The organism is Nitratireductor sp. ATLC21 (genome assembly GCF_057196525.1).
The window spans coordinates 748,825-771,674 of sequence record NZ_JBXUOU010000002.1 but is presented as its reverse complement, the minus strand read 5'-3'; the positions used below and the strand labels follow the sequence as shown (position 1 = coordinate 771,674).

General features: G+C 59.7%; 20 protein-coding genes, 1 tRNA gene and 1 pseudogene. 18 read left to right on the top strand and 4 right to left on the bottom strand.

What is annotated here, in order from left to right:
- The first annotated feature begins 26 nt into the window (after positions 1–26).
- The 5 genes from AC2CHD_RS11235 (at position 27) to glcF (ending at position 6,012) form a co-directional block, all read left to right on the top strand.
- Positions 27–1,397 carry a DUF3422 family protein gene (locus tag AC2CHD_RS11235; RefSeq protein WP_484553750.1) on the top strand — a complete coding sequence of 457 codons (1,371 nt, stop codon included), beginning with the start codon at positions 27–29 and terminating at the stop codon, positions 1,395–1,397.
- Between the two features lie 78 nt (positions 1,398–1,475).
- A complete protein-coding gene (locus AC2CHD_RS11230) occupies positions 1,476–2,972 on the top strand; it encodes an FAD-linked oxidase C-terminal domain-containing protein (RefSeq protein WP_229447849.1) in 1,497 nt (498 codons plus the stop codon).
- Positions 2,973–3,024: 52 nt separating this feature from the next.
- Positions 3,025–4,233: an FAD-binding protein gene (locus AC2CHD_RS11225; protein ID WP_484553749.1), complete on the top strand. Its 1,209-nt coding sequence runs from the start codon at positions 3,025–3,027 to the stop codon at positions 4,231–4,233.
- 41 nt (positions 4,234–4,274) lie between these two features.
- The gene (locus AC2CHD_RS11220) at positions 4,275–4,655 is read left to right on the top strand and encodes a DUF4870 family protein (RefSeq protein WP_484553748.1); all 381 of its coding nucleotides are present in this window, start codon (positions 4,275–4,277) and stop codon (positions 4,653–4,655) included.
- A 13-nt stretch (positions 4,656–4,668) separates the two neighbouring features.
- Positions 4,669–6,012 (top strand): glycolate oxidase subunit GlcF, encoded by a 1,344-nt coding sequence (gene glcF, locus AC2CHD_RS11215; RefSeq protein WP_484553747.1) that lies wholly within the window; start codon positions 4,669–4,671, stop codon positions 6,010–6,012.
- Positions 6,013–6,093: 81 nt separating this feature from the next.
- Here the strand turns inward: glcF and AC2CHD_RS11210 are convergent, their stop codons facing one another.
- Positions 6,094–6,915: a L,D-transpeptidase gene (locus tag AC2CHD_RS11210; RefSeq protein ID WP_484553746.1), complete on the bottom strand. Its 822-nt coding sequence runs from the start codon at positions 6,913–6,915 to the stop codon at positions 6,094–6,096.
- Between AC2CHD_RS11210 and AC2CHD_RS11205 the strand changes: the two genes are divergently transcribed.
- From AC2CHD_RS11205 to groL, 4 genes are all read left to right on the top strand, one after another.
- On the top strand, positions 6,914–7,183 hold the full coding sequence (locus AC2CHD_RS11205) for a hypothetical protein (protein WP_484553745.1): 270 nt from the start codon (positions 6,914–6,916) through the stop codon (positions 7,181–7,183). The genes AC2CHD_RS11210 and AC2CHD_RS11205 overlap by 2 nt on opposite strands.
- Positions 7,184–7,187: 4 nt before the next feature.
- Positions 7,188–7,826: a DNA-3-methyladenine glycosylase I gene (locus AC2CHD_RS11200; RefSeq protein WP_484553744.1), complete on the top strand. Its 639-nt coding sequence runs from the start codon at positions 7,188–7,190 to the stop codon at positions 7,824–7,826.
- Positions 7,827–8,042: 216 nt separating this feature from the next.
- Complete coding sequence (groES, locus tag AC2CHD_RS11195) at positions 8,043–8,339, top strand: co-chaperone GroES (protein WP_007009707.1); 297 nt, start codon at positions 8,043–8,045, stop codon at positions 8,337–8,339.
- Between the two features lie 62 nt (positions 8,340–8,401).
- Positions 8,402–10,045, top strand: a complete 1,644-nt coding sequence (groL, locus tag AC2CHD_RS11190; RefSeq protein WP_229447855.1) for a chaperonin GroEL — start codon at positions 8,402–8,404, stop codon at positions 10,043–10,045.
- A gap of 77 nt (positions 10,046–10,122) precedes the next feature.
- On the opposite strand, the gene AC2CHD_RS11185 is transcribed toward groL, so the two are convergent.
- On the bottom strand, positions 10,123–11,187 hold the full coding sequence (locus AC2CHD_RS11185) for a calcium:cation antiporter (protein ID WP_484554233.1): 1,065 nt from the start codon (positions 11,185–11,187) through the stop codon (positions 10,123–10,125).
- Between the two features lie 298 nt (positions 11,188–11,485).
- Here AC2CHD_RS11185 and fumC point away from each other — a divergent pair, with 298 nt between their 5' ends.
- The 6 genes from fumC (at position 11,486) to AC2CHD_RS11155 (ending at position 17,594) form a co-directional block, all read left to right on the top strand.
- Complete coding sequence (gene fumC / locus AC2CHD_RS11180) at positions 11,486–12,877, top strand: class II fumarate hydratase (RefSeq protein WP_484553743.1); 1,392 nt, start codon at positions 11,486–11,488, stop codon at positions 12,875–12,877.
- Positions 12,878–13,053: 176 nt separating this feature from the next.
- Positions 13,054–13,437, top strand: coding sequence for a DoxX family protein (locus tag AC2CHD_RS11175; RefSeq protein WP_229447858.1), 384 nt, complete (start codon positions 13,054–13,056; stop codon positions 13,435–13,437).
- Between the two features lie 212 nt (positions 13,438–13,649).
- Positions 13,650–14,411, top strand: coding sequence for a TVP38/TMEM64 family protein (locus AC2CHD_RS11170; protein WP_484553742.1), 762 nt, complete (start codon positions 13,650–13,652; stop codon positions 14,409–14,411).
- 27 nt (positions 14,412–14,438) lie between these two features.
- The gene (locus AC2CHD_RS11165; RefSeq protein ID WP_484553741.1) at positions 14,439–15,863 is read left to right on the top strand and encodes a dihydrolipoyl dehydrogenase family protein; all 1,425 of its coding nucleotides are present in this window, start codon (positions 14,439–14,441) and stop codon (positions 15,861–15,863) included.
- Between the two features lie 59 nt (positions 15,864–15,922).
- The gene (locus AC2CHD_RS11160; protein WP_484553740.1) at positions 15,923–17,377 is read left to right on the top strand and encodes a sensor histidine kinase; all 1,455 of its coding nucleotides are present in this window, start codon (positions 15,923–15,925) and stop codon (positions 17,375–17,377) included.
- Between the two features lie 140 nt (positions 17,378–17,517).
- Positions 17,518–17,594: transfer RNA gene (locus AC2CHD_RS11155), tRNA-Arg, on the top strand.
- 214 nt (positions 17,595–17,808) lie between these two features.
- On the opposite strand, the pseudogene AC2CHD_RS11150 reads toward AC2CHD_RS11155, so the two are convergent.
- Both AC2CHD_RS11150 and AC2CHD_RS11145 read right to left on the bottom strand, forming a co-directional pair.
- Positions 17,809–17,987 (bottom strand): annotated as a pseudogene (locus tag AC2CHD_RS11150) (transposase); the annotation flags it as partial.
- A 45-nt stretch (positions 17,988–18,032) separates the two neighbouring features.
- Complete coding sequence (locus AC2CHD_RS11145; protein ID WP_484553739.1) at positions 18,033–18,896, bottom strand: SDR family oxidoreductase; 864 nt, start codon at positions 18,894–18,896, stop codon at positions 18,033–18,035.
- Between the two features lie 192 nt (positions 18,897–19,088).
- On the opposite strand from AC2CHD_RS11145, the gene AC2CHD_RS11140 reads away from it, so the two are divergent.
- From AC2CHD_RS11140 to AC2CHD_RS11130, 3 genes are read left to right on the top strand one after another with little or no spacing between them, the layout of a single operon-like run.
- Complete coding sequence (locus tag AC2CHD_RS11140; RefSeq protein ID WP_484553738.1) at positions 19,089–19,826, top strand: gluconate 2-dehydrogenase subunit 3 family protein; 738 nt, start codon at positions 19,089–19,091, stop codon at positions 19,824–19,826.
- A 3-nt stretch (positions 19,827–19,829) separates the two neighbouring features.
- Positions 19,830–21,593, top strand: coding sequence for a GMC family oxidoreductase (locus AC2CHD_RS11135; protein WP_484553737.1), 1,764 nt, complete (start codon positions 19,830–19,832; stop codon positions 21,591–21,593).
- The gene (locus AC2CHD_RS11130) at positions 21,590–22,840 is read left to right on the top strand and encodes a c-type cytochrome (RefSeq protein WP_484553736.1); all 1,251 of its coding nucleotides are present in this window, start codon (positions 21,590–21,592) and stop codon (positions 22,838–22,840) included. Before AC2CHD_RS11135 ends, AC2CHD_RS11130 begins: the two co-directional genes overlap by 4 nt.
- The last annotated feature ends 10 nt before the right edge of the window (positions 22,841–22,850 follow it).

Here is a 22,850-nt window from a genome sequence, read left to right as displayed (position 1 = left end):
CATCCTGATGCAGACGGCAAGGCGCAATGAGCCAAGAAAACGGGGAACTGCTTGTCGCTACTGATGTAGACAAGACAAAAGAAAAGCCTTTCGCGACATTGGTGACCGGCAGCGTCCTGGGGTTTCCGGCCCATGATGGCCGCGCGGGCGCGTTGGGAGAAGTGCATGCTCGACCCCATGCCCTCCTGGAAGCGCCGCGCCTCATCATCCAGCTCTCCTTCATGACCGAGGGCGGCTCTGCAGTGGATCAGGCGGTGCTGGCCGATCTGTCGCGCAGGCTCGGTGTCGCTCCGCCGCAGACAAATGCGCGCCACCACACGATGAAGTGGGGCAAAGGCACGCTGCGCTGGGAGCGGCATACGGAATTTTCGAGCTATCAGTGGGATTGCCCCATATCCTCCCGGACTGGAAAACCACTCGAAGAATCGCCCTTCGGCAACGGTTTCAGCCCACCGGGTACTGCCATTTCCGGCACGCGTGTGGAGATCCGCAAATGGACGAGCACCACGGAGAAGCTGGTAGGCGCGTTCGATCCGGCAAGCCTTGGCTATTCGGTGGTGGAGGGCGGGCGCGCCGCGGTTGCCAGCGATTTCCGGCAGGATGGCGATGGGCTGACCCGCATTCTCATCCTTGAAAAGGATCTGGCGCCAGCCCGTATCGGCGCCCTTTCGCAACGCCTGATCGACATTGAGACCTACCGCACGCTTGCCATGCTGGGCCTGCCGCTGGCGCAATCGCTCTCGCCACGCTTGCGCCGCATGGAGGATCAGCTCGCAACTCTGACGGCGCGCATGCGCCAACGCGAGAAGCACGACAGTCACGCGCTTCTGAGCGAGTTGACGGAGCTTGCCGCCGATCTGGAGGCCGACGCCGCCGCCAGCCTTTATCGTTTTGGCGCAAGCCGCGCCTATCACGGCATTGTCGAAGAGCGGCTGGAAATGCTGAACGAGGCCCCCATGGCCGGTTATGAAACATGGGCTGCCTTCCTGCAGCGCCGCGTGGCACCTGCGATGCGCACCTGCCGCTCGGTGGAAGAGCGCCAGGCCAACCTATCGCGCAAGCTGACGCGCGCGGCAAACCTGCTGAGAAGCTGGGTGGATGTGGAAGTGGAGCGCCAGAACCGCGATCTGCTCGCCTCAATGAACCGTCGCGCACAACTGCAGCTTCGCCTGCAACAGACGGTCGAAGGCCTCTCGGTGGCCGCCATTTCCTATTATGTGGTGGGGCTTGTGGGCTATGTGGCGAAGGGTGCAAAACCCGCCCTTCCCGGCCTTTCGAGCGAGGTGATTACCGCGGCCGCCGTCCCCGTGGCCGTCTTGTGCATCTGGCTTCTGGTACGCCGCATCCGCCGGCACCATGCCCGCGAGGATGCGAATATCGGCACCGAGGCGGATTGACGCAGGCACGGTTTCCAAGCAGCATTTACAGAACTGCGAATAAACTGGTAAATAGATTGAACCAGTAAGGAAGTTCTGATGTCCGGCCTGAAAATGCCGCAGGCCAATGCGGCAACCCTGAAGAAACGTGCGGAAATCGTCGCCGACATGCGCATCATCGTTCCCGGTGAAGGCGTGGTGGACACGGAAAACGAAATGCGCGCCTTTGAAAGCGACGGGCTGACCGCCTATCGCCAGATGCCGCTCGTGGTGGTGCTGCCGGAAACCACCGCGCAAGTGTCGCGCATTCTCAAATATTGTCATGAGCGCGACATTCGCGTCGTGCCGCGCGGCTCGGGCACATCACTTTCCGGCGGGGCACTGCCGCTTGAGGATGCGGTGCTTCTGGTGATGAGCCGTTTCAACCGCATTCTCGATATCGACTATCCAAACCGTGCTGTGGTTGCGCAGCCAGGCGTCACCAATCTGGGCATCACGCATGCAGTCGAGCAGGAGGGCTTTTATTATGCGCCCGATCCTTCCTCGCAGATCGCCTGTTCCATCGGCGGCAATGTGGCGGAAAATTCGGGCGGCGTGCACTGCCTGAAATACGGGCTGACGGCCAACAATGTCCTTGGCATCGAGATGGTGCTGATGAATGGCGACGTGATCCGGCTCGGCGGCAGGCATCTTGATGCAGAGGGTTATGATCTTCTGGGCCTGATGACCGGCTCGGAGGGCCTGCTTGGCGTCGTGACCGAGGTGACGGTGCGCATTCTGCAGAAGCCGGAGACGGCGCGCGCGCTTCTGATCGGCTTTCCATCAAGTGAACAGGCGGGCCAGTGCGTGGCCGAGATCATCGGCGCCGGGATCATTCCTGGCGGGATGGAGATGATGGACGGGCCGGCAATCCGGGCCGCGGAAGATTTTGTTCACGCCGGTTATCCGCTCGATGTGGAGGCTCTGCTGATCGTCGAGCTGGACGGACCGCAGGCCGAGGTCGACCATCTGATCGACCGGGTGGAAGCGATCGCGCGTCAGAACGGCGCCACCACCAGCCGCGCCTCGACATCGGATGAGGAACGCGCCGTGTTCTGGGCAGGACGCAAGGCCGCGTTCCCGGCGGTCGGACGCATCTCTCCCGATTATTACTGCATGGATGGCACGATTCCGCGCAAGCAATTGCCGCGGGTTCTGGCCGGCATGCGCGCGCTTTCGGAGAAATACGGGCTGCGGGTCGCCAATGTGTTTCATGCCGGCGACGGCAATCTCCATCCGCTCATTCTTTACGATGCGAACAAGCCGGGCGAGCTGGAGAAGGCCGAGGATTTCGGCGCCGACATTCTGCGTCTGTGCGTGGAGGTGGGCGGCGTTCTGACCGGGGAGCATGGTGTGGGCGTGGAAAAGCGCGATCTTATGCCGGAAATGTTCACTGAAGACGATCTCAACCAACAGATCCGCGTGAAATGCGCTTTCGATCCGAACCATCTGCTCAATCCCGGCAAAGTGTTCCCGCAACTACACCGCTGCGCCGAACTTGGCCGGATGCACATTCATCGCGGACAGGTGCCTTTTCCTGAGCTGGAGCGGTTTTGAGCGTGCTGTTTTCACCCCTTTCCTGCCTGAGCTTTTGCATGAGTGATCCATCGTGACCGAATTCCTGCCGAAAAGCGCCGAAGAGGTTCTGGAGATCATCCAGTGGGCCGTTTCGGAGGAAGCTCCGCTCGAAATTATCGGCCATGGCTCCAAGCGCGGGATCGGTCAGCCGTTGCAGACCGAGCACACGCTCGATCTCTCGCAGCTTTCCGGCATCACGCTTTATGAACCCGAAGAGCTGGTGCTTTCAGCGAAAGCCGGCACGCCCGTTGCCGAGATTGAGGCTGCACTGCGCGCGCACAATCAGGAGCTGGCCTTCGAGCCAATGGATTACGGCCCGTTGCTTGGCGTGGAACCAGGACGCGGCACGATGGGTGGGCTCCTTGCAGCCAATCTTGCCGGCCCGCGCCGGCTGAAAGCAGGCGCCGCGCGCGACCACGTGCTTGGGGTTCACGCGGTTTCTGGCCGGGGTGAAGGTTTCAAGTCGGGCGGGCGCGTGGTGAAGAACGTCACCGGCTATGACCTTTCCAAGGGGCTCGCCGGTTCATGGGGCACGCTCGCCGTGGCCACCGACATCACAATGAAAGTGCTGCCGGCAGCAGAAACCGAGACCACATTCTGCATTGCAGGGCTGGACGATGCCGCTGCAACGCAGGCCATGGCCATCGCCATGGGGTCGAGCGCCGAGGTCTCCGGTGCCGCTCACCTGCCCGAAGGCGTCGTGGGACGCTTCATCGAGGGCGGGTTTTCCGGTGGCGGGCAGACCGTTTTGCGTGTCGAGGGCTTTGGGCCTTCCGTCGCCTATCGGGTTGACCTGCTCTCGCGACTTCTGGGGCATCTCGGGAGTGTCGAAACACTCGATGAAGCGCTTTCGCGCAGGCTGTGGCGCGAAATCCGCGACTGTCATCCCTTTGCCGACGGCTCACCAGCGCCGGTATGGCGCGTTTCAGTCGCGCCGTCGCGTGGGCACGAACTGGTGGATGCGTTTCGCCGCGCCGCCGGCGTCAATGTGTTCTACGACTGGCAGGGAGGGCTGATCTGGATGCGGATGGAAGCCGATCCCGAAGCGGAGATTCTGCGAAAATTGATCGCCCATCTTGGAGGCGGGCACGCGACACTGGTACGCGCGCCCCTTCCGGTGCGAGCGGCGACGCCCGTTTTCCAGCCGCTGCCCCCCGCTCTTGCAGCTCTTTCCGCCCGCCTGAAAGCGCAATTTGACCCCAAAGGGCTATTGAACCCTGCACGCATGGCATTCGCTTGAAGCCGTGATAGATTGCCGCCGGAACAATAGAGGGCAAATACATGACAGATATGCAGAACCAACCCGAAGAAGCACAAAAGACCGACGGCTGGTTTGAGCCTGGGCCGACCAACATTCAGGTTATCTACATCCTTTATCTGGTGAGTTTCGTTATCGGCATATCCGCTCTGGTGGGCATCGTTCTTGCCTATATGAACCGTGGCAAAGCGAGTGGTTGGCTCGAAACGCACTACACCTGGGCAATTCGCACGTTCTGGATCGGCCTGCTGCTCGGTTTCGTCTCTGCCCTGTTGATGATTGTCGGCATCGGCTTCCTGCTGATGATCGCCCTTGCGATCTGGGTCGTTGTGCGCTGCGTAATCGGCCTGCAGGCCGTTGGACGCAGAGAACCGATCAAGAATCCCCAAAGCTGGCTGATCTAGTAGCAGAGGCGCCGTGCAGACCAATTTCACTCCAGTGCAGCTTTCCGACCCGCAGATAGCGGAGGCGGAATCGATCTTGCGCAAATGCGTGCATTGCGGCTTCTGCACGGCCACCTGCCCGACCTATGTCACGCTCGGCAACGAGCTCGACAGCCCGCGCGGGCGCATTTACCTCATCAAGGACATGCTGGAGAATGGCAGACCGGCCGACCGGGAAATCGTGACCCATGTCGACCGCTGCCTGTCGTGCCTTGCCTGCATGACTACATGTCCTTCGGGCGTGAACTACATGCATCTCGTCGATCACGCCCGCGCGCATATCGAAAAAACTTATCACAGACCTCTTCTGGACAGGCTGACGCGCTTCGTGCTCGCGCAGGTCCTGCCTTATCCGGCACGCTTTCGAACTGCGTTGAAACTCGCACGCATCGGTCGCCCCTTCGCGGGCCTGTTCCGCAAAATTCCAGCCTTGCGTCCTGTGGCAGCCATGCTCGACCTCGCGCCGGCAACTCTGCCCCCGCGCTCAGAGCAACACAGTGCCTTTAGGGGTGAAAAGCAAGGTCGCGTCGCCATTCTGACGGGCTGTGCCCAATCCGTGCTCGATCCGGGCATCAATGCCGCCACGGTTCGGCTCCTGACACGGCTTGGAGTTGAAACCGTGCAGAACCCGACAGGTGAAGGCTGCTGCGGGGCACTGGTGCACCATATGGGCAAGGAAGATGCGGCTCTGGACGCGGCACGGCGCAATGTGGATGCCTGGACCCACGAAATCGAGGGCGGCGGGCTGGACGCCATCATCATCACCGCTTCGGGATGCGGCACGACGGTCAAGGATTATGGCCACATGCTGCGGCTTGATCCCGAATACGCCGAGAAGGCGGCCCGGGTGGCTGCACTTGCCAAGGACATCACTGAGTATCTCACAATGCTCGAGCTGCCGGAGCCGGTTGTCGAGCCGGGCATCACCGTTGCCTACCACTCCGCCTGTTCGATGCAGCACGGACAGAAGATCAGCCGCGAGCCGCGCGAACTTCTGCGTAAGGCCGGTTTTGTGGTGCGTGAACCGCGTGAGGGGCATCTGTGCTGCGGTTCGGCCGGCACTTACAATATTCTTCAGCCGGAAATCGCAACACGCCTGCGCGACCGCAAGGTGAAAAACATCGAGGCCACGGAAGCAGCCGTCATCGCCACCGGCAACATCGGCTGCATGACTCAGATCGGCTCAGGTACGGACACCCCGATCGTGCATACGGTAGAGCTGCTTGACTGGGCTTTTGGTGGGCCGAAGCCTGCCGCTCTGCCCAAGACCCTGGAAACACGCAAACGGCAGGAATCGGCGATGGTTGCTGCAGAATGAGAAAAGGGCGATGCTCCCCCAAGCATCGCCCTTCTCCGTTTGCCCAGCGGTCCCCCTGCCGGGCATCCCCCGCTCATCCGGTCACTTCACCACAACTTTGGTGCCGACCGGGACGCGATTATAAAGATCAACCACATCTTCATTGCGCATACGGATGCATCCGGAAGACACCGCACGACCGATGGTCCAGGGCGCATTCGTGCCGTGGATACGGTAGAGTGTCGATCCAAGGTACAGTGCGCGCGCGCCAAGAGGATTGGCCGGACCACCCTCCATTTTTACCGGCAGGATGCGGCCCTTTGCTTTCTCGCGCTCGATCATTTCCTCAGGCGGATGCCAGGCCGGCCATTTGCGCTTGTTGGTAATCTTTTCTTCCCCGCTCCAGCTAAACCCTTCCTTACCGACGCCGACACCGTAGCGCTTAGCCTTGCCGCCTTTCATCACCAGAAACAGGAAACGCTGCCGTGTATCGACAATAATTGTCCCAGGAGCCTGATCGGTCTCATAGTCAACGACCTGCGGGAGCCATTTTGGATCACTCATCCGCCAGGAGCGGTCGTTCAAAGGGAACGGCTCGGTTGCGCGTGGAATAAACGATGCCCTCTGTACAGGCTCTGCCTGTGGCGCTGGACGGGGCGGCATCTGATGACGCGGCCGATAGTCCCGACGCGCGCTGTTGCGTTCCCGCGCATTGCGGGCGCGTTGGTAGGCCCGGTATTCCGAAGGCTGTTCAGTGCGATGCTGCGCCACGACCGGCGCGCGGCGCAACTGCATCACCCAGGGAGCGGAAAGGTCAGGACTGACGAGAACCGGTGGTGGTTCCACATATCGATCCTGGGCCTGCGCCCCCCAGGAAGACAGCAGCGCGGTCACAATGCCGGCCGCAAACAACATCGACTTCATGATGAACTTCTCTCTACCATTCGTCACAGATCAAACAGACCAAACGTTCTCGAGATCGGGTCAAGAACGGGTGGCGGCGAAGGGCAAACGCAGCCTAGGCGCCTGTCCGTGTCAGGATGCTGACTCCAAGCTGCAACCGAATGGTGAATCAGCATTCGTAAAATGCGATGTTTCAAAAAAACCATTTAGCGTGGTTACCGGTGCGTTCAAAAAGCTGGTGAACATATCGCTAAATCCGGCTGATTTCACATTAACCAAGGAAATTTGAACATATGAGCGAAGAAAAAACCGGTCTGATCGTGGGCTCCGATGGAAAGACCCGCTGTTTCTGGCCTGGTGCCCTGCCGGACTATCTCGACTATCACGACAATGAATGGGGTCACCCGGTTTCCGACGATCACCGGCTTTTCGAGAAGATCTGCCTGGAGGGATTTCAGTCGGGGCTTTCCTGGTTGACCATCCTGCGCAAGCGGGAGAATTTTCGCGAGGCTTTCGACGGTTTCGATTTCGAGCGCGTGGCGCGATTTTCCGAAACGGATGTGGAGCGCCTACTCGGCAACGCGGGAATTGTGCGCCATGCGGGCAAAATTCGCTCCACCATCAACAACGCGCAGCGCGCAATCGAATTGTGCGAACAGGAAGGATCGCTCGCGCGCTATTTCTGGCGCCACGAGCCGCAACCGCACGAGCGCCCGGATCCCGTCGACTACAAGACGCTAACGGCCAACCCGACCACCGCCATATCCACCCGCATTTCCAAAGACCTGAAGAAGCGGGGCTGGTCTTTCGTAGGGCCCACGACTGTCTATGCCTTCATGCAGGCAATGGGTCTTGTCAACGACCATATCGAGGGCTGCTGTTGCCGCGCCGAGGTTGAAACGAAGCGGCAGACTTTCATAAGACCGGCGTGACGCTGGAGCGTCTTTTCATCAACCTTGAGGGAAAATCGATCAGTGCGCCTGAAAATTGTGCGCTGTTCCCTGCACGAAAATCTTGACTCCGAAAAGGGCGCTTACTATCTCAAAGCCGCGTTAGCACTCTCCTCAAGTGAGTGCTAACGACAGGTCCGGCGCAAGCCGGACGGAGGAAAAGCCTAATTCATCATCCGAATCAAGGGTTCAGAGAACATGGCCAACACGAACTTTCGCCCGCTTCATGACCGTGTGGTCGTCCGCCGGGTCGAGTCTGAAGAAAAGACGGCAGGTGGCATCATCATTCCCGACACCGCCAAGGAGAAGCCGCAGGAAGGCGAAATCGTTGCAGTCGGTTCCGGCGCGCGCGACGAGGCAGGCAAGCTTGTCCCGCTGGACGTCAAGGCTGGCGACCGCGTGCTCTTCGGCAAGTGGTCGGGCACCGAAGTCAAGCTCAATGGTGAGGATCTCCTGATCATGAAGGAATCCGACATCATGGGCGTTATCGGCTGATCCACGCCACCACATCAAAACGGTAACAGAGTTTCTCGAAGAAGCTCAGGAGCTAGAGAAATATGGCTGCAAAAGACGTAAAATTCTCCCGCGACGCACGTGAGCGCATGCTCAAGGGTGTGAACATCCTCGCCGATGCGGTGAAGGTGACCCTCGGCCCGAAAGGCCGCAACGTCGTCATCGACAAGTCCTTCGGCGCACCGCGCATCACCAAGGACGGTGTGACGGTTGCCAAGGAAATCGAGCTTGAGGACAAGTTCGAAAACATGGGCGCACAGATGGTGCGCGAGGTCGCTTCCAAGACCAACGACATCGCCGGTGACGGCACCACGACCGCAACGGTTCTGGCACAGGCTATCGTTCAGGAAGGCGCCAAGGCTGTTGCCGCCGGCATGAACCCGATGGACCTGAAGCGCGGTATCGACAAGGCAGTTGCTGACGTCGTCGAGTACCTCGCCTCCTCCACCAAGAAGATCAACACCTCTGCAGAGGTTGCCCAGGTTGGCACCATCTCCGCCAATGGCGAGAAGGAAATCGGCGAGATGATCGCCGAAGCCATGCAGAAGGTCGGCAACGAGGGTGTCATCACCGTCGAGGAAGCCAAGACCGCCGAGACCGAGCTCGAAGTGGTCGAGGGCATGCAGTTCGACCGCGGCTACCTCTCCCCGTACTTCGTGACGAACCCGGAGAAGATGGTTGCCGAGCTCGAGGATGCATACATCCTGCTCCACGAGAAGAAGCTCTCCAACCTGCAGGCCATGCTGCCGGTTCTGGAATCGGTCGTTCAGTCCTCCAAGCCGCTCCTCATCATTGCCGAGGACGTGGAAGGCGAGGCTCTGGCCACGCTCGTTGTCAACAAGCTGCGCGGTGGTCTGAAGATCGCTGCCGTCAAGGCTCCGGGCTTCGGCGACCGCCGCAAGGCCATGCTCGAGGACATCGCGATCCTCACCGGCGGCCAGGTCATCTCCGAAGACCTCGGCATCAAGCTTGAGAATGTCACGCTCGACATGCTGGGCCGTGCCAAGAAGGTTGCGATCTCCAAGGAGAACACGACCATCGTTGACGGTGCCGGTCAGAAGTCCGAGATCGAGGGCCGCGTTGCCCAGATCAAGCAGCAGATCGAAGAGACCTCTTCCGATTACGACCGCGAGAAGCTGCAGGAGCGCCTTGCCAAGCTCGCTGGCGGCGTTGCCGTGATCCGCGTCGGTGGCTCCACCGAAGTGGAAGTGAAGGAGCGCAAGGACCGCGTCGACGACGCTCTGAACGCGACCCGCGCAGCTGTTGAAGAAGGCATCGTTCCTGGTGGTGGTACGGCTCTTCTGCGCGCTTCCGCCCAGATCAAGGCGAAGGGTGACAATGCCGATCAGGACGCCGGCATCAACATCATCCGCCGCGCCGTTCAGGCTCCGGTTCGCCAGATCGCCACGAATGCTGGCGCCGAGGCTTCCATCGTTGCCGGCAAGATCCTCGAGAACGAGGGTGTCACCTTCGGCTACAACGCCCAGACCGGTGAATATGGCGACATGATTGCCATGGGTATCGTCGACCCGATGAAGGTCGTGCGTACCGCTCTGCAGGATGCGGCTTCCGTTGCCGGCCTGCTCGTCACCACCGAAGCCATGGTCGCCGAGCTGCCGAAGAAGGACGCTCCGGCCGGTGCTCCCGACATGGGTGGCATGGGCGGTATGGGTGGCATGGGCTTCTAAGCCAGCCACACATCGCTTGAAAATTGAGGGCGCTCCTTTCGGGAGCGCCCTTTTTCATGGGTTGATATCCAGCCTCGTTACGGCACAGCCGCCAGAAGCAGAAAACAGAAGAACACCACGAGGTGTACAGCCCCCTGCATGATGGTGGTGCGCCCCGTGGCCAAGGTCAGCATGCCTACGAACAAAGACAGGACCAGCAATACAATGTGCTCCGGGTCGAGCCCAAGCGTGATCGGCTCGCCGAGGATAAGCGAGGCAATGGCGATCGTCGGGATCGAAAGACCAATGCTGGCCAACGCAGAGCCGGTTGCCACATTCATGCTCGTTTGAAGCCTGTTCGATGCAGCAGCGCGCAACGCCGTCACACCCTCAGGCAACAGCACCACGGCGGCAATGACCAGCCCGACAAAGGACTCTGCCAATCCCAACGCCGATACCCCTTTCTCGATACCGGGAGCCAGGGCCTCGGCCAGAACGATGACCATCAACAGCGAAATGGCCAGCATCAGACCGGCCCATACGGTTTCTCCTCTCCCAGGTTTTTGATGGGAAGCAGCATCTGCCGTCGCAATATCGAGAAAGTCACCCCGGTGTCGCACAGTCTGGACAAACAGAAACACGCCGTAGAGCGAAAGCGAGACGACCGTCACGAAGATCAGTTGCACAGTTGAATAATATGGCCCCTCAACCGCCAGGGTGAAATTGGGTAGAATCAGCGTCAGCGTTGCAAGCGTCCCGAGTACACTGAAAGCAGCCACGGCCCCCTGGCTTTGAAAAGATTGCTGATGATGCCGCAGCCCTCCGGCGAGCAGGCAAAGACCGACAACGCCGTTGAGAACCAGCATGACCGTGGAAAATACCGTGTCTCGTGCCACCGTCGGATCCCCTTCCGATGGCGAGAGCATCATCGAAATGATGAGGGAAGCCTCGATCACGGTGACGGCGATTGCGAGCAGGACCGAGCCGAAGGGCTGGCCTATTCGCATGGATATCACCTCGGCGAAATGCACCGATGAAAACACGGTCGCCACGAGAAAAAATCCGGCCAGCGCAGAAAAGAGCATGTCGGTTTCTTGTACGAGGCCGAAATGTTCTGCTGCGATCAACACTGCCGCGGCGAACGGGGGGCCTGCGGTCCGCATCGCCTGTGCATTTGCCAAACCTTTGAACACGCTTACCCCCCGGAAATGCAGTTTTCGTCGAATGGTTGAACCGATGCCAGACGGCACTCCATGCCGCTTGTGATAGTTCAATGCCGGAAAGAAGTGCAATGAACAGTTTTTTCGCGCGCACCTGCGCGTCCAACGCCATGAGGCGCGACCTATTGCCAAATCCCTCCGCCCGCGCCATTAAACGGCAGCACTTTTCGGGCAGTAGATGCAAGCCTTTTACAAGCCACCTCACCGCCCGATGCGCGAAATGACAATGGAGCACGATCGCATGTCCAAGACCCGCACCGAGACAGACACATTCGGCCCTCTGGAAGTCGCCGCCGACCGCTATTGGGGCGCGCAGACACAACGGTCTCTGGGCAATTTCAAGATCGGCACAGAGAAGATGCCTATCCCCCTGGTGCGCGCGCTCGGCATCGTCAAGCAGGCCGCGGCAGAGACGAACCTCGAAAATGGGAAGCTCGATCAGAAGATTGGCGAAGCCATGATTGAGGCGGCCAAGGAAGTCGTTGCCGGAAAGCTCGACGATCACTTTCCGCTGTCCGTCTGGCAGACAGGTTCCGGCACCCAGTCCAACATGAACGCCAATGAGGTAATTTCCAATCGCGCCATCGAAATTCTGGGCGGAGAGATGGGTTCGAAGAAGCCGGTCCACCCGAATGATCATGTCAATATGGGGCAGTCCTCAAACGACACTTTCCCCACCGCCATGCATATCGCCGCCGGCCGCGAGGCGGCAGAAGAGCTTCTGCCGGCGCTGCAATATCTGATCGAAGCGCTCGAAGAGAAAGTCCAGGCTTTTGACGGTATCGTCAAGATCGGCCGCACCCACACGCAGGATGCCACCCCGCTCACGCTGGGGCAGGAATTTTCAGGCTATGTTGCGGCCCTCAAACTGGGCGCCCGGCGCATAGAGGAGAGCCTCAATGATGTCTACGCGCTGGCACAGGGCGGCACCGCGGTCGGGACGGGCCTCAACGCGCCGGTCGGTTTCGACAGGGCGTTCGCAGCCAAGGTCGCGACCATTACCGGCCTCCCCTTCCGCACCGCCGAAAACAAGTTCGAGGCGCTTGCGAGCCACGGCGCGCTGAACGCCTTCCACGGAATGCTGAACGCACTCGCCGCCGATCTCTTCAAGATCGCCAACGACATCCGCTTCCTGGGCTCCGGCCCGCGCTCGGGCCTTGGCGAACTGAAGCTGCCGGAAAACGAGCCGGGTTCTTCCATCATGCCGGGTAAGGTGAATCCGACGCAGGCTGAGGCGCTGACCATGGTCGCCACCCAGGTTATGGGCAACCAGACGACCGTCAGCATCGCCGCCAGCCAGGGCCATTTCGAGCTCAACGTGTTCAAGCCGGTTGTGGCCAATGCCGTTCTGCAGTCGATCCGCATCCTCACCGATGCGATGCGTTCCTTCGCCGACAATTGCGTCAAGGGCATCGAAGCCGACGAGACCCGCATCGCCGACCTGATGCAGCGCTCGCTCATGCTGGTGACGGCGCTCGCGCCGGCAATCGGCTATGACAACGCGGCGGCCATCGCCAAGGCCGCACACAAGAACGGCACCACGCTGCGCGAGGAAGCACTCAAGAGCGGCCTGGTTTCCGAAGAAGAGTATGACCGGCTTGTGCGTCCGGAAAAAATGATCGCTCCGGCCTGATCATCAAGCCTCATGAACCATACCGGTCTGAAGCCAGCCTGACTTCAGACTCCCTGCTCCACCTTATTGTCGTCCATTTTGAGAACACAGCGTAACCGACGGGCCAGTTTTTCTACACAATCCGCTGACGTATAACCCTGACCGAAGTCATTTAACTCTCACAGGAAACCCCAGCAATGTCCCAGAGTGCACTCGTTCTTATTGGCCGGATTCTGATTGCGGTCATCTTCATCGTCTCCGGTTTCGGAAAGATCACAAATATCGGTGGTACAGCAGGCTATTTTGGCAGCATGGGCTTGCCGATGCCCATGATCACCGCGTGGGTCGTCGCACTGCTTGAACTCGTCGGAGGGCTTGCCATCGTCGTCGGGTTTCAAACGCGCATCGCGGCCATCCTCCTCGCGCTGTTCAGCGTCGCTTCCGGCGTCATCGCTCATTTCGATTTTGCAGATCAGATGCAGAGCATCATGTTCATGAAAAATCTTTCTATGGCCGGTGGCCTTCTCGTGCTTGCTGCTTTCGGGCCGGGAGCGCTCTCTCTGGAACGTGCCAAAGTCTGACACGCCCCTCACGACAACAGAGAGCCCGGCACAAGCCGGGCTTTTTTTTGTATCCGACAATCCAGGAGGGCTTCACAGATCGGTGAGGTGGGCGTGGCCTGACCTCAAAAGGCAGTGAGACCGTGCTTCTTTCGTTGCACCGGCGGGTCTTAACGCGCATTTACGGGCCGCGACCCGGCAATAGTGGACTTTTGGTCGCGAAGACCTGAAAGATGACGCGGATGCAAACGCTCGAAAACAACGGTGCCAAAACCACCACCCGCTCGCCTGGGAAGCGTTTCCTCCCGCTGATCGTCCTGCTTGCAGGCCTTACGATTGGATATCTGCTTGGGTTACATCAGTATTTTTCCCTGGAGTTTCTCTCCCAGAGCCGCGGCACCTTAAGAAGCTTCGTTGCGGAGAATCCAATCCTTGCTCCTATCGCATTCAGTGTTCTGTATGCTCTTGCCGTCGCCTTTTCCTTTCCCGCCGCATCCATACTGACGCTTTTTGCTGGCTTCCTTTTCGGGTGGCTTCTTGGCGGGATCCTCGTGGCTGTTGCAGCCACTGCCGGTGCTTCGGCCGTCTTTCTGGCCGCCCGCGGCGCACTTTCGGATGTTTTGACGCAGAAGATCGGCGGACGCGTGTCGCGTATGGCGAAAGGGTTCGAGGAGGATGCCTTCAACTATCTCCTGGTGCTGCGGCTCGCACCAATTTTCCCCTTCTGGGTCGTCAACATCGCGCCGGCACTGTTCAATGTACCGTTGCGCACCTATGCAACAGCTACCTTTCTGGGCATTTTACCAGGCACCTTTGCCTATGCTTATCTGGGCCATGGGCTGGACAGCGTCCTGGTTGCTGCTTCTGAAGCCGGCCGCGAGGTGACGCTGGCCGATCTGGTGACGCCCCAACTCACCCTGGCTTTCGCCGCCCTGGCGCTTGTGGCGGTGGTTCCAGTCGCTGTGAAGAAGCTACGCCGCACGCCCGACGCCTGATTTTCGAACAAACAAGAGATTGCCTGTATGACACTTTTCAATCCCGACATTTGCGTCATTGGGGCAGGCTCCGGCGGCCTGAGCGTCGCAGCCGCCGCGGCCGCCTTCGGTGTTCCCGTCGTGCTGGTCGAGCGCGGCAAGATGGGCGGCGACTGCCTCAATTACGGTTGCGTGCCCTCCAAGGCGCTGATCGCCGCCGGCAAGCAAGCCCACCTGATGAAAAGCGGTGAGCCCTTCGGCATCGCTCCGGTCGAAGCAGAGGTCAATTACCGCAAGGTGATGAACCATGTTGAGGCTACCATCGCCGCAATAGCACCCAACGATTCCGTCGAACGCTTTACCGCGCTTGGCGTGCAGGTCATCCAGGAAGAAGCACGTTTCAAGGATCATCGGACGGTGGTTGCCGGCGATCACGAAATCCGCGCCCGCCGCTTTGTCATAGCGACCGGGTCATCGCCGCTCATCCCGCCGATACCTGGCCTTGAGGATGTACCATTCCTCACCAATGAAACAATTTTTTCCCAGACCCGCAAACCCGCTCATCTGATCGTGGTCGGCGGCGGCCCAATCGGCATGGAACTGGCGCAGGCGCACCGTCGCCTGGGCTGCGAGGTGACGGTTGTGGAAGCGCTCGCCGCCCTGGGCAAAGACGACCCCGAACTGACCGCCGTGGCACTGCGAAACATTCGCTCCGACGGGGTGAATGTGCTCGAGCACACAAAGGTAACACGGGTGGAAAAGCGTGGCCGTGCAGGCGTGCGTGTTCACGTGGAAGACGCCGAAGGGACCCGCAGCATCGAGGGCTCCCACCTTCTGATCGCCACGGGCCGCACCCCGAATATCACATCATTGGAGCTCGACCGGGCCGGCGTGCAACATGACCGGCGCGGCATCAAGGTTTCCGACAAGCTGCGTACCAGCAATCGACGCGTCTACGCGATTGGTGACGTGGCCGGCGGTCTTCAGTTTACCCATGTGGCCGGCTATCACGCCGGACTGGTGATCCGCGCCCTGCTCTTTCGTCTCCCTGCGCGCGAGAACCGCGCCATCATACCCTGGGCCAGCTACACCGACCCCGAGATCGCTCACGTGGGACTGACTGAGGATGATGCACGCAAAAGCCACCGCAAGATCAGCATTCTGCGCTGGCCCTACTCGGAGAACGATCGCGCCCAGGCAGAACGAAAGACAGAGGGTCTGATCAAGCTTGTCACCGATCGAAAAGGCCGCATTCTCGGCGCATCCATCGTGGGCGCCAATGCTGGCGAAATGATCAATTTCTGGGCGCTTGCGATCTCCCGAAAACTCGGTGTGCGTGATATCGCCGGGTACGTGGCGCCCTACCCGACCATGACCGAGATTGGCAAACGGGCCGCGATCACGTATTTCACGGAAGCGACACGCAAGCCTCTGGTCCGCGCGGTGGTGCGGTTTCTGCGCCGTTTCGGCTAATGCATGCTTTGGGCTGCGTGAGAACAACAGCCGGAAGCGGCCCCGGATAACGCTGAGCGATGGCAGAAAAAATAGCGGGCGACATCAGCGAACAAGTGCATGAGACGGGCTCCGTTCCGCTCACGCGCGGACTTTCGACCAAGCTTCTGGTCCTGACCGTGCTTTTTGTGATGATCGCCGAAGTGCTGATTTTCATTCCTTCGGTGGCCAACTTTGGCATGCAGTGGATGCAACAGCGGCTGGAAAACGCCGCCGCTGTCAGCATCATACTCATGGAAGGGGAGGACGAGGCCCTTGCGCCCGATATCCGTGACGAACTCCTGATGGCTACGGGCGTGAAGGCGATTGCGGTGCGCGATGCCGACGTCTCGCGGATTCTGGTCGTTACCGACATGCCCCCCGAGGTGGACGAGCACATCGACCTCGACGCAATAACGCCGCCTGCCGCCATTGCCCAAACCTTCTCCACCCTATTCTTCGGCGGTGACCGCGTTTTCCGCATTTTTGGAAGGGTGGGCGACACGGGCAAGATTTTTGAGATCCTGATACCTGATACAGGTCTCAGGAACGCGATGCTGACCTATGCGCGCAATGTCGCGTTTCTCTCGCTGATCATTTCACTCTTCACCGCGACGCTGGTCTTCTATGCCATAAACCGGATCATGATCCGCCCTATTCGCGGCATGACACAGTCCATGCTGTCTTTCGCCGCCAATCCTGACGATCCGCGCCGCGTTATCAGGCCAGAGGTGCGCGGCGACGAAATCGGCGTGGCCGAGCGTGAGCTCGCACGCATGCAGACGGCGCTGCAGAAAACACTGGGTGAGCAAAAACGCCTGGCCGACCTGGGGCTCGCCGTTTCCAAAATCAACCATGACATGCGCAACATGCTGGCTTCCGCGCATCTCATCTCCGACAGGTTGAGCACGATCGACGACCCGACCGTAAAAACCCTCACACCGCGCCTGTTGCGTACACTGGACCGGGCCGTGACCTATTCCGAAGGCGTTCTGAACTACGGTCGCACCCAGGAGGCGCCGCCCAGCCGCCGCCGGTTGCGCCTGCACGCTCTTGTCGAAGAGGTGCGCAATGTTTTGCCGCTTGAAGCCGACAGCCAGGTCGAATTTGCCAATGTTGTGAGTCCGGATTTCGAGGTCAGCGCCGATTCGGAGCATCTTTTCCGCGTGCTTTCAAACCTGTGCAGGAATGCCGTTCAGGCAATGTCTGGAGACAATGACCCATCTGTGGTCAAGCGCCTGACGATCTCTGCCGAACGCTCGGATCGCGCCACGCGCATTTATGTGAGCGACACCGGACCGGGCCTGCCGCAGAAGGCCCGAGAAAACCTGTTTGCCCCCTTTCGCGGTTCTGCCAAAAGCGGCGGAACGGGGCTTGGCCTGGCGATTGCCCAGGAGCTTGTGCGGGCCCATGGCGGGGCATTGGAACTGGTGGAAAGCATTGGGGGGCATACGCTTTTCGCCATCAGCATTCCCGAAGAACCGACTTCGGGCTGAGCCATTAGAAGTGTCGCAGGGCAGTCTGTGCAGATATCGAGAAAATTCCTTCAATAGCGCTTGCAATTCTGCGCCGCACTCGCTAGTTAACCGCGGTCGGCGGCGGCGATGACCGCTTCGACGGTCGCCGAGGCGGCCACGCGCCCGTAGCTCAGCTGGATAGAGCACCAGACTACGAATCTGGGGGTCAGAGGTTCGAATCCTTTCGGGCGCGCCATTTATTTCAAGGACTTAGCCGAATTGCGCCGTTTCGAGTCACCAAGCTGAAACGGTTTTTGAAACGGTTTTGGCTTCGCGGATAGCCTCTCGTAGAGCCTCGCAAAGAGGACGGCAGCGCTCGCAAGCCTGAAGTAACGGGGCCCTCGTTCCGAATCCCTCCCACCGCAACTTGAGTCCGTGTACGACCCAGAGAGATAGGCAGCAGTTTGTACCTAACACATAGGTAACAACATCGTGCCGAACGGGTTATCCATGGTTTGCAATGTCCTTTGCTTCAGATCGATAAATCCCAGATCATAGTGTATGAAGCTCAATAGCCAAAAATACCACCGTCGATCTCCTTGATGCCGAGCCTCTGACCGGCTATGACGGTCGAGACGTTGCCCTTTTTCGATGCATTCAAATTCGCCTGCGGGCGGTGACCGCAGCAAAGACGCTACAGCATCGTCCGCCCGCCCGTCACCTCGATCACAGCGCCCGTCGTGTAGCTTGCTTCACCCGATGCGAGCCAAACGAACGCACCCGCAAGTTCCGCAGGTTGTCCTGGCCGCCCCATCGGAGTGTTCGCGCCAAAATTCTCAACCTTCTTTTGCGGCAGTGTTGAAGGAATCAGCGGAGTCCAGATCGGCCCGGGAGCGACCGCGTTCACACGCACTCCATCCTTTGCGATCATCCCGGACAGGCCTGCCGTGAAATTCGAGATCGCCCCCTTCGTCATTGCATAGATCAGCAATGATGGAGAAGGGTCGGTCGCATTGATCGACGACGTGTTGATGATGGAGCTCCCTTCCTTCAAATGCGGAAGCGCCGCCTTGCACAGGTGGAACATCCCGAAAATGTTGGTCGCGAGGGTGCGCTGCAAGGTTTCCGTCGTTATCTCCTCGAGCTTCTCGAAGCTGGACTGATAGGCTGCATTGTTGATCAGAATGTCGAGGCGTCCGAACCGTTTGACGGTCTCGTCGATCAGCTTCTGGCAATGGGCTTCATCGCCGATGTCACCCGGCAGGAGCAACGCCTGTCGGCCAGCCTCTTCCACCCAGCGGGCCGTTTCCTGCGCTTCATCCGTTTCGTCCAGATAGGCGATCGCCACATCGGCTCCTTCACGGGCATAGGCAATGGCCACTGCGCGTCCGATCCCTGAATCGCCACCCGTGATCAGTGCTGTGCGACCAGCGAGCCGCCCGCTGCCACGGTAGCTTTCCTCTCCATGATCGGGCCTAGGATGCATCCCTGCCGTGTATCCGGGGCGCTCCTGCATCGGCGTATCGAAGGGTGGTTTCTCTTTGTGCAGATCATCCATTTCAAAGTCTCCTTTGTCCGGGTCAGCACCGCACTGTGCCTTCCATGGTCATTCGCCCTCACAACGGGAAGACCGGATAGGAGTTCCGTTCAGATGGGCAGCGTTCGAACAAGTCCCCGGGCAACGGGCCGGGTGGAAAAATTCTGGAACATTTGCGGCAAACGCGAATTGAGACGGGGAGAGGAGGTCATCTTGAGATTGTTCAATCGCAGACGTATTCTTCTGGGTACCGCCGGAATCTTCACCGCCTCACTGGCAGGATATGCTGGCGCGAGAGACTATCAGGGTGGCGTGCCATGGGAACAGGGAAAGGCGCTCCCCCCCGACCGCTACAACCCCGCCAAGCGTTTCCTCACAGATGCCGAACGCCGTTTTGTCACCGCTGCCGTGGACCGGTTGATCCCGGCCGATGACTTTCCCAGCGCCTCCCAGCTTGGCGTCGTGGACTTCATCGATCACCAACTGGCCGGCTCCTACGGTCGCGGCGATATCTTCTATCTGCAGGAGCCCTTCCTCCAAGGCACGGATAGTCAGGGTTACCAGTCACGCGCGCCATCATGGCTCTATCGCCGAGCGATCAGGGAGATCGAAGGCGCAATCGCTTCGAACCATGATGGCAAGAGTTTTGCCGAGCTGGACGAGGCAACGCAGGACAGCATTCTGACAGATCTGGAAAATGGCGACCTTGCGCTTCCCACCGCAAGCGCCTCCACCTTTTTCTCGCTGCTGCTGCAAAACACCAAAGAGGGCTATTTCGGCGACCCGATCCATGGCGGAAACCGCGACATGGAAGCCTGGCGCATGATCGGCTTTCCCGGCGCGCGCTATGACTATCGGCCCTATGTTGCACGACACAATGAACTTCTGAAGTTCGAACCGGTCTCCGTAGCCGGTTTCGCGAGCCGTATCACACCAAATTCAACCGAGTGAGACATGACACGCAGACTACCGAAGAGGGATGTCGTCATTGTTGGCATGGGCTGGACCGGCGCCATCATGGCACAGGAACTGACCGAGGCAGGTCTCGATGTCCTCGCTCTGGAGCGGGGCGTCTGGCGCAACACGTCGACGGATTATGCCGTCACCAACGCACAGGACGAAGTGCGGTATCGATACCGGCACGCCCTGTTTGAATCCCTGCAGCGCGAGACACTGACTTTTCGCAACAACACGAATGAGAAGGCCCTGCCGATGCGCCGGCTCGGCTCCTTCCTTCCCGGCACCAATGTCGGAGGCTCCGGGGTTCACTGGAACGGGGTGACATGGCGCTTTCTGCCATCCGATTTTCTCGCCCGCTCCCACAATGAGGAACGATACGGCCCGTTACCGGACACCATGACCGTACAGGACTGGAGCGTCACCTATGAAGATCTGGAACCGCATTACCGAACCTTTGAGGAGCTTTGTGGAATTGGGGGCAAGGCCGGAAATCTGAACGGCCGAATCGAGCCTGGAGGGAACCCCTTTGAAGGTGCGCGTTCCAGCGAATACCCCAATCCGCCCATGGATATGGTGTACGCGCCGATGCTCTTCGCCAATGCCGCCAGCGAGCTTGGCTATGCGCCCTTCCCCGCGCCATCCGCCAATATGAGCCGGGCGTACACCAATCCGCTGGGCGTCTCCCTCGCTCCCTGCACCTATTGCGGTTTTTGCGAAAAATTTGCCTGCGGCAATTACTCCAAGGCGACGGCCGAAACCACCATCCTGCCCGTGTTGATGCGCAAGCCGAACTTCACCCTGCGCACCGAAGCCATGGTGTTGCGCGTCCTCAAGAGCCGCGATGGGCAGCGCGCATCAGGAGTCGAATACATCACGCCGGAAGGCGAGATCTATGAGCAGCCAGCCGATATCGTCATCCTGGCCGCCTATATCAACCACAATGTCCACCTGCTTCTGGTGTCGCAGATCGGTGACCCCTACAATCCCGAGACGGGGCGCGGTCTGGTTGGCAAGAATTATGCGTACCAGACGATGTCGGGCGTCGACCTGTTTTACGACGACGACACGAACTTCAATCCCTTCATCGGCGCCGGTGCGCTCGGCATGGTGGTTGACGAATTCAACGGGGACAATTTCGACCATACCGGTCTGGGCTTTATCGGCGGCGGTTATCTCGCGCAGATGCAGACCAATGGCCGGCCCATCGAATCCCAGCCGACGCCCGAAGGAACCCCCTCATGGGGCGCGGACTACAAGAGGGCGGTGCGCGAAAGCTACAACCATTCCACATCCATATTCGCCCACGGGGCGGTGATGAGCCATCGTGGCAATTATCTCGACCTCGACCCCACCTATACGGATGCCTATGGCCGGCCCCTGCTGCGCATGACATTCGACTTCACCGACAATGAATATCGCATGTCGAACTACCTGACCGACCGGCTTGTGGAGATCGCGCGGGTGATGAACCCGCAGAAGATGAAGGTTAACCGGCGAAAGGGGCCCTATTCGATCGTGCCCTATCAGTCGACCCACAATACGGGCGGCCACATCATGGGCGACAATCCGCGCGAAAGCGTTACCAACCGCTACAACCAGAGCTGGGATCTGCCCAACCTCTTCGTGACGGGGGCCGGGAACTTTCCGCAGAACCCCGGCTACAATCCCACCGGCACGGTGGCAGCGCTTGCCTATCACACCGCCCATGCCATCAGGACGCAATATCTGCGCAACCCCGGACCATTGGTGCAGGCATGACCCATTCCAGAACGACACTTGCCCTTGCATCGGCATTTGCCGCGACAGCAGGTCTGTCGCTCTTTTCAGGCGAAGCAAATGCCACCGACAACAACGACTGGACGATCCGCCAGAAGGGGTATTATCTCACCCGGGCCGGCGATTGCGGGGCCTGCCATACGGTGGATGAGAACAGGCCCATGGCCGGCGATTACGCGCTGCCGACGCCCTTCGGCACAATCTATTCGGCCAACCTCACCCCGGATGACGAAACGGGGCTCGGGCGGTGGTCAGAAGACGATTTCTACCGCGCGATGAACGAGGGCATCAGCCGCGATGGCTCGCGCCTTTATCCGGCCTTTCCCTATACGCACTTCACCATAGTGACCCGCGAGGACAGCGACGCCATCTTCGCCTATCTCAACACGCTCGAGCCCGTTCGTCAGGAAGTCCGCGAACCGGAAATTCCATGGCCATTGAACTGGCGGGCCAGCATGATCGGCTGGAACTTGCTCAACTTTGAGGACCGGAACTTTGAGCCGAACCCGGAACGCTCGGAAGAATGGAACCGCGGCAAATATCTGGTCGAAGGGCTGGCACATTGCGGCATGTGCCACTCGCCCAAGAACCTGATCGGCGCGGTCAAGGAGGGCGAGCATCGCTTTACCGGCGGGTTTGCCGAAGGCTGGTGGGCGCCATCGCTGACCGGTTCCAAGCGCGACGGCATCGGAGACTGGTCGAAGGAGGAACTCGTGGAGTTTCTGCGCCACGGTCGCAATGACCGGACTGCTGCCTTCGGGCCCATGACGGACGTGATCGAGAAATCGACCAGCCACCTGACCGAAAGCGATGTTTCCGCCATCGCCGAATATATCAAGTCCTTGCCGGCCCATGAGGAAACACCGGTCGAACCCTTGAATCAGGACCGGGAACCGATGGTGCTCGGACAACGCATATATGAAACGCAGTGCTCGGCCTGTCATGCACCCGAGGGTGAAGGTATCCCACGGCAATTTGCGCCTTTGAAGGGCTCTTCGCTGGTCCATTCACATGACCCGACCACCCTCGTCAGGGCAGTGCTTGAAGGCGTGAAGGCGGTGCCGACGGAGCGTTACCCGACACCTCAGGCCATGCCGGCCTTCGACTGGAAGCTCAGCGATGAGGAGATTGCCGCGGTGCTCACCTACGTGCGCAACAGTTTCGGCAACGCCGCTCCCGCCGTCTCGGTCGATTTCGTGAAAGACGTCCGGGAAAACATCAACCGCTGAGCCATCGCCG

What these genes read in the sequence shown, in the direction of transcription:
- AC2CHD_RS11175 (WP_229447858.1), top strand. Translation starts at nt 13,054, where the DNA reads ATGTCCCAGAGTGCACTCGTTCTTATTGGCCGGATTCTGATTGCGGTC.
- groL (WP_229447855.1), top strand. Translation starts at nt 8,402, where the DNA reads ATGGCTGCAAAAGACGTAAAATTCTCCCGCGACGCACGTGAGCGCATG.
- groES (WP_007009707.1), top strand. Translation starts at nt 8,043, where the DNA reads ATGGCCAACACGAACTTTCGCCCGCTTCATGACCGTGTGGTCGTCCGC.
- AC2CHD_RS11220 (WP_484553748.1), top strand. Translation starts at nt 4,275, where the DNA reads ATGACAGATATGCAGAACCAACCCGAAGAAGCACAAAAGACCGACGGC.
- AC2CHD_RS11135 (WP_484553737.1), top strand. Translation starts at nt 19,830, where the DNA reads ATGACACGCAGACTACCGAAGAGGGATGTCGTCATTGTTGGCATGGGC.
- AC2CHD_RS11205 (WP_484553745.1), top strand. Translation starts at nt 6,914, where the DNA reads ATGATGAACTTCTCTCTACCATTCGTCACAGATCAAACAGACCAAACG.
- AC2CHD_RS11235 (WP_484553750.1), top strand. Translation starts at nt 27, where the DNA reads ATGAGCCAAGAAAACGGGGAACTGCTTGTCGCTACTGATGTAGACAAG.
- AC2CHD_RS11210 (WP_484553746.1), bottom strand. Translation starts at nt 6,915, where the DNA reads ATGAAGTCGATGTTGTTTGCGGCCGGCATTGTGACCGCGCTGCTGTCT.
- AC2CHD_RS11185 (WP_484554233.1), bottom strand. Translation starts at nt 11,187, where the DNA reads ATGCGGACCGCAGGCCCCCCGTTCGCCGCGGCAGTGTTGATCGCAGCA.
- fumC (WP_484553743.1), top strand. Translation starts at nt 11,486, where the DNA reads ATGTCCAAGACCCGCACCGAGACAGACACATTCGGCCCTCTGGAAGTC.
- AC2CHD_RS11170 (WP_484553742.1), top strand. Translation starts at nt 13,650, where the DNA reads ATGACGCGGATGCAAACGCTCGAAAACAACGGTGCCAAAACCACCACC.
- AC2CHD_RS11200 (WP_484553744.1), top strand. Translation starts at nt 7,188, where the DNA reads ATGAGCGAAGAAAAAACCGGTCTGATCGTGGGCTCCGATGGAAAGACC.
- AC2CHD_RS11160 (WP_484553740.1), top strand. Translation starts at nt 15,923, where the DNA reads ATGGCAGAAAAAATAGCGGGCGACATCAGCGAACAAGTGCATGAGACG.
- AC2CHD_RS11145 (WP_484553739.1), bottom strand. Translation starts at nt 18,896, where the DNA reads ATGGATGATCTGCACAAAGAGAAACCACCCTTCGATACGCCGATGCAG.
- AC2CHD_RS11165 (WP_484553741.1), top strand. Translation starts at nt 14,439, where the DNA reads ATGACACTTTTCAATCCCGACATTTGCGTCATTGGGGCAGGCTCCGGC.
- AC2CHD_RS11230 (WP_229447849.1), top strand. Translation starts at nt 1,476, where the DNA reads ATGTCCGGCCTGAAAATGCCGCAGGCCAATGCGGCAACCCTGAAGAAA.
- AC2CHD_RS11130 (WP_484553736.1), top strand. Translation starts at nt 21,590, where the DNA reads ATGACCCATTCCAGAACGACACTTGCCCTTGCATCGGCATTTGCCGCG.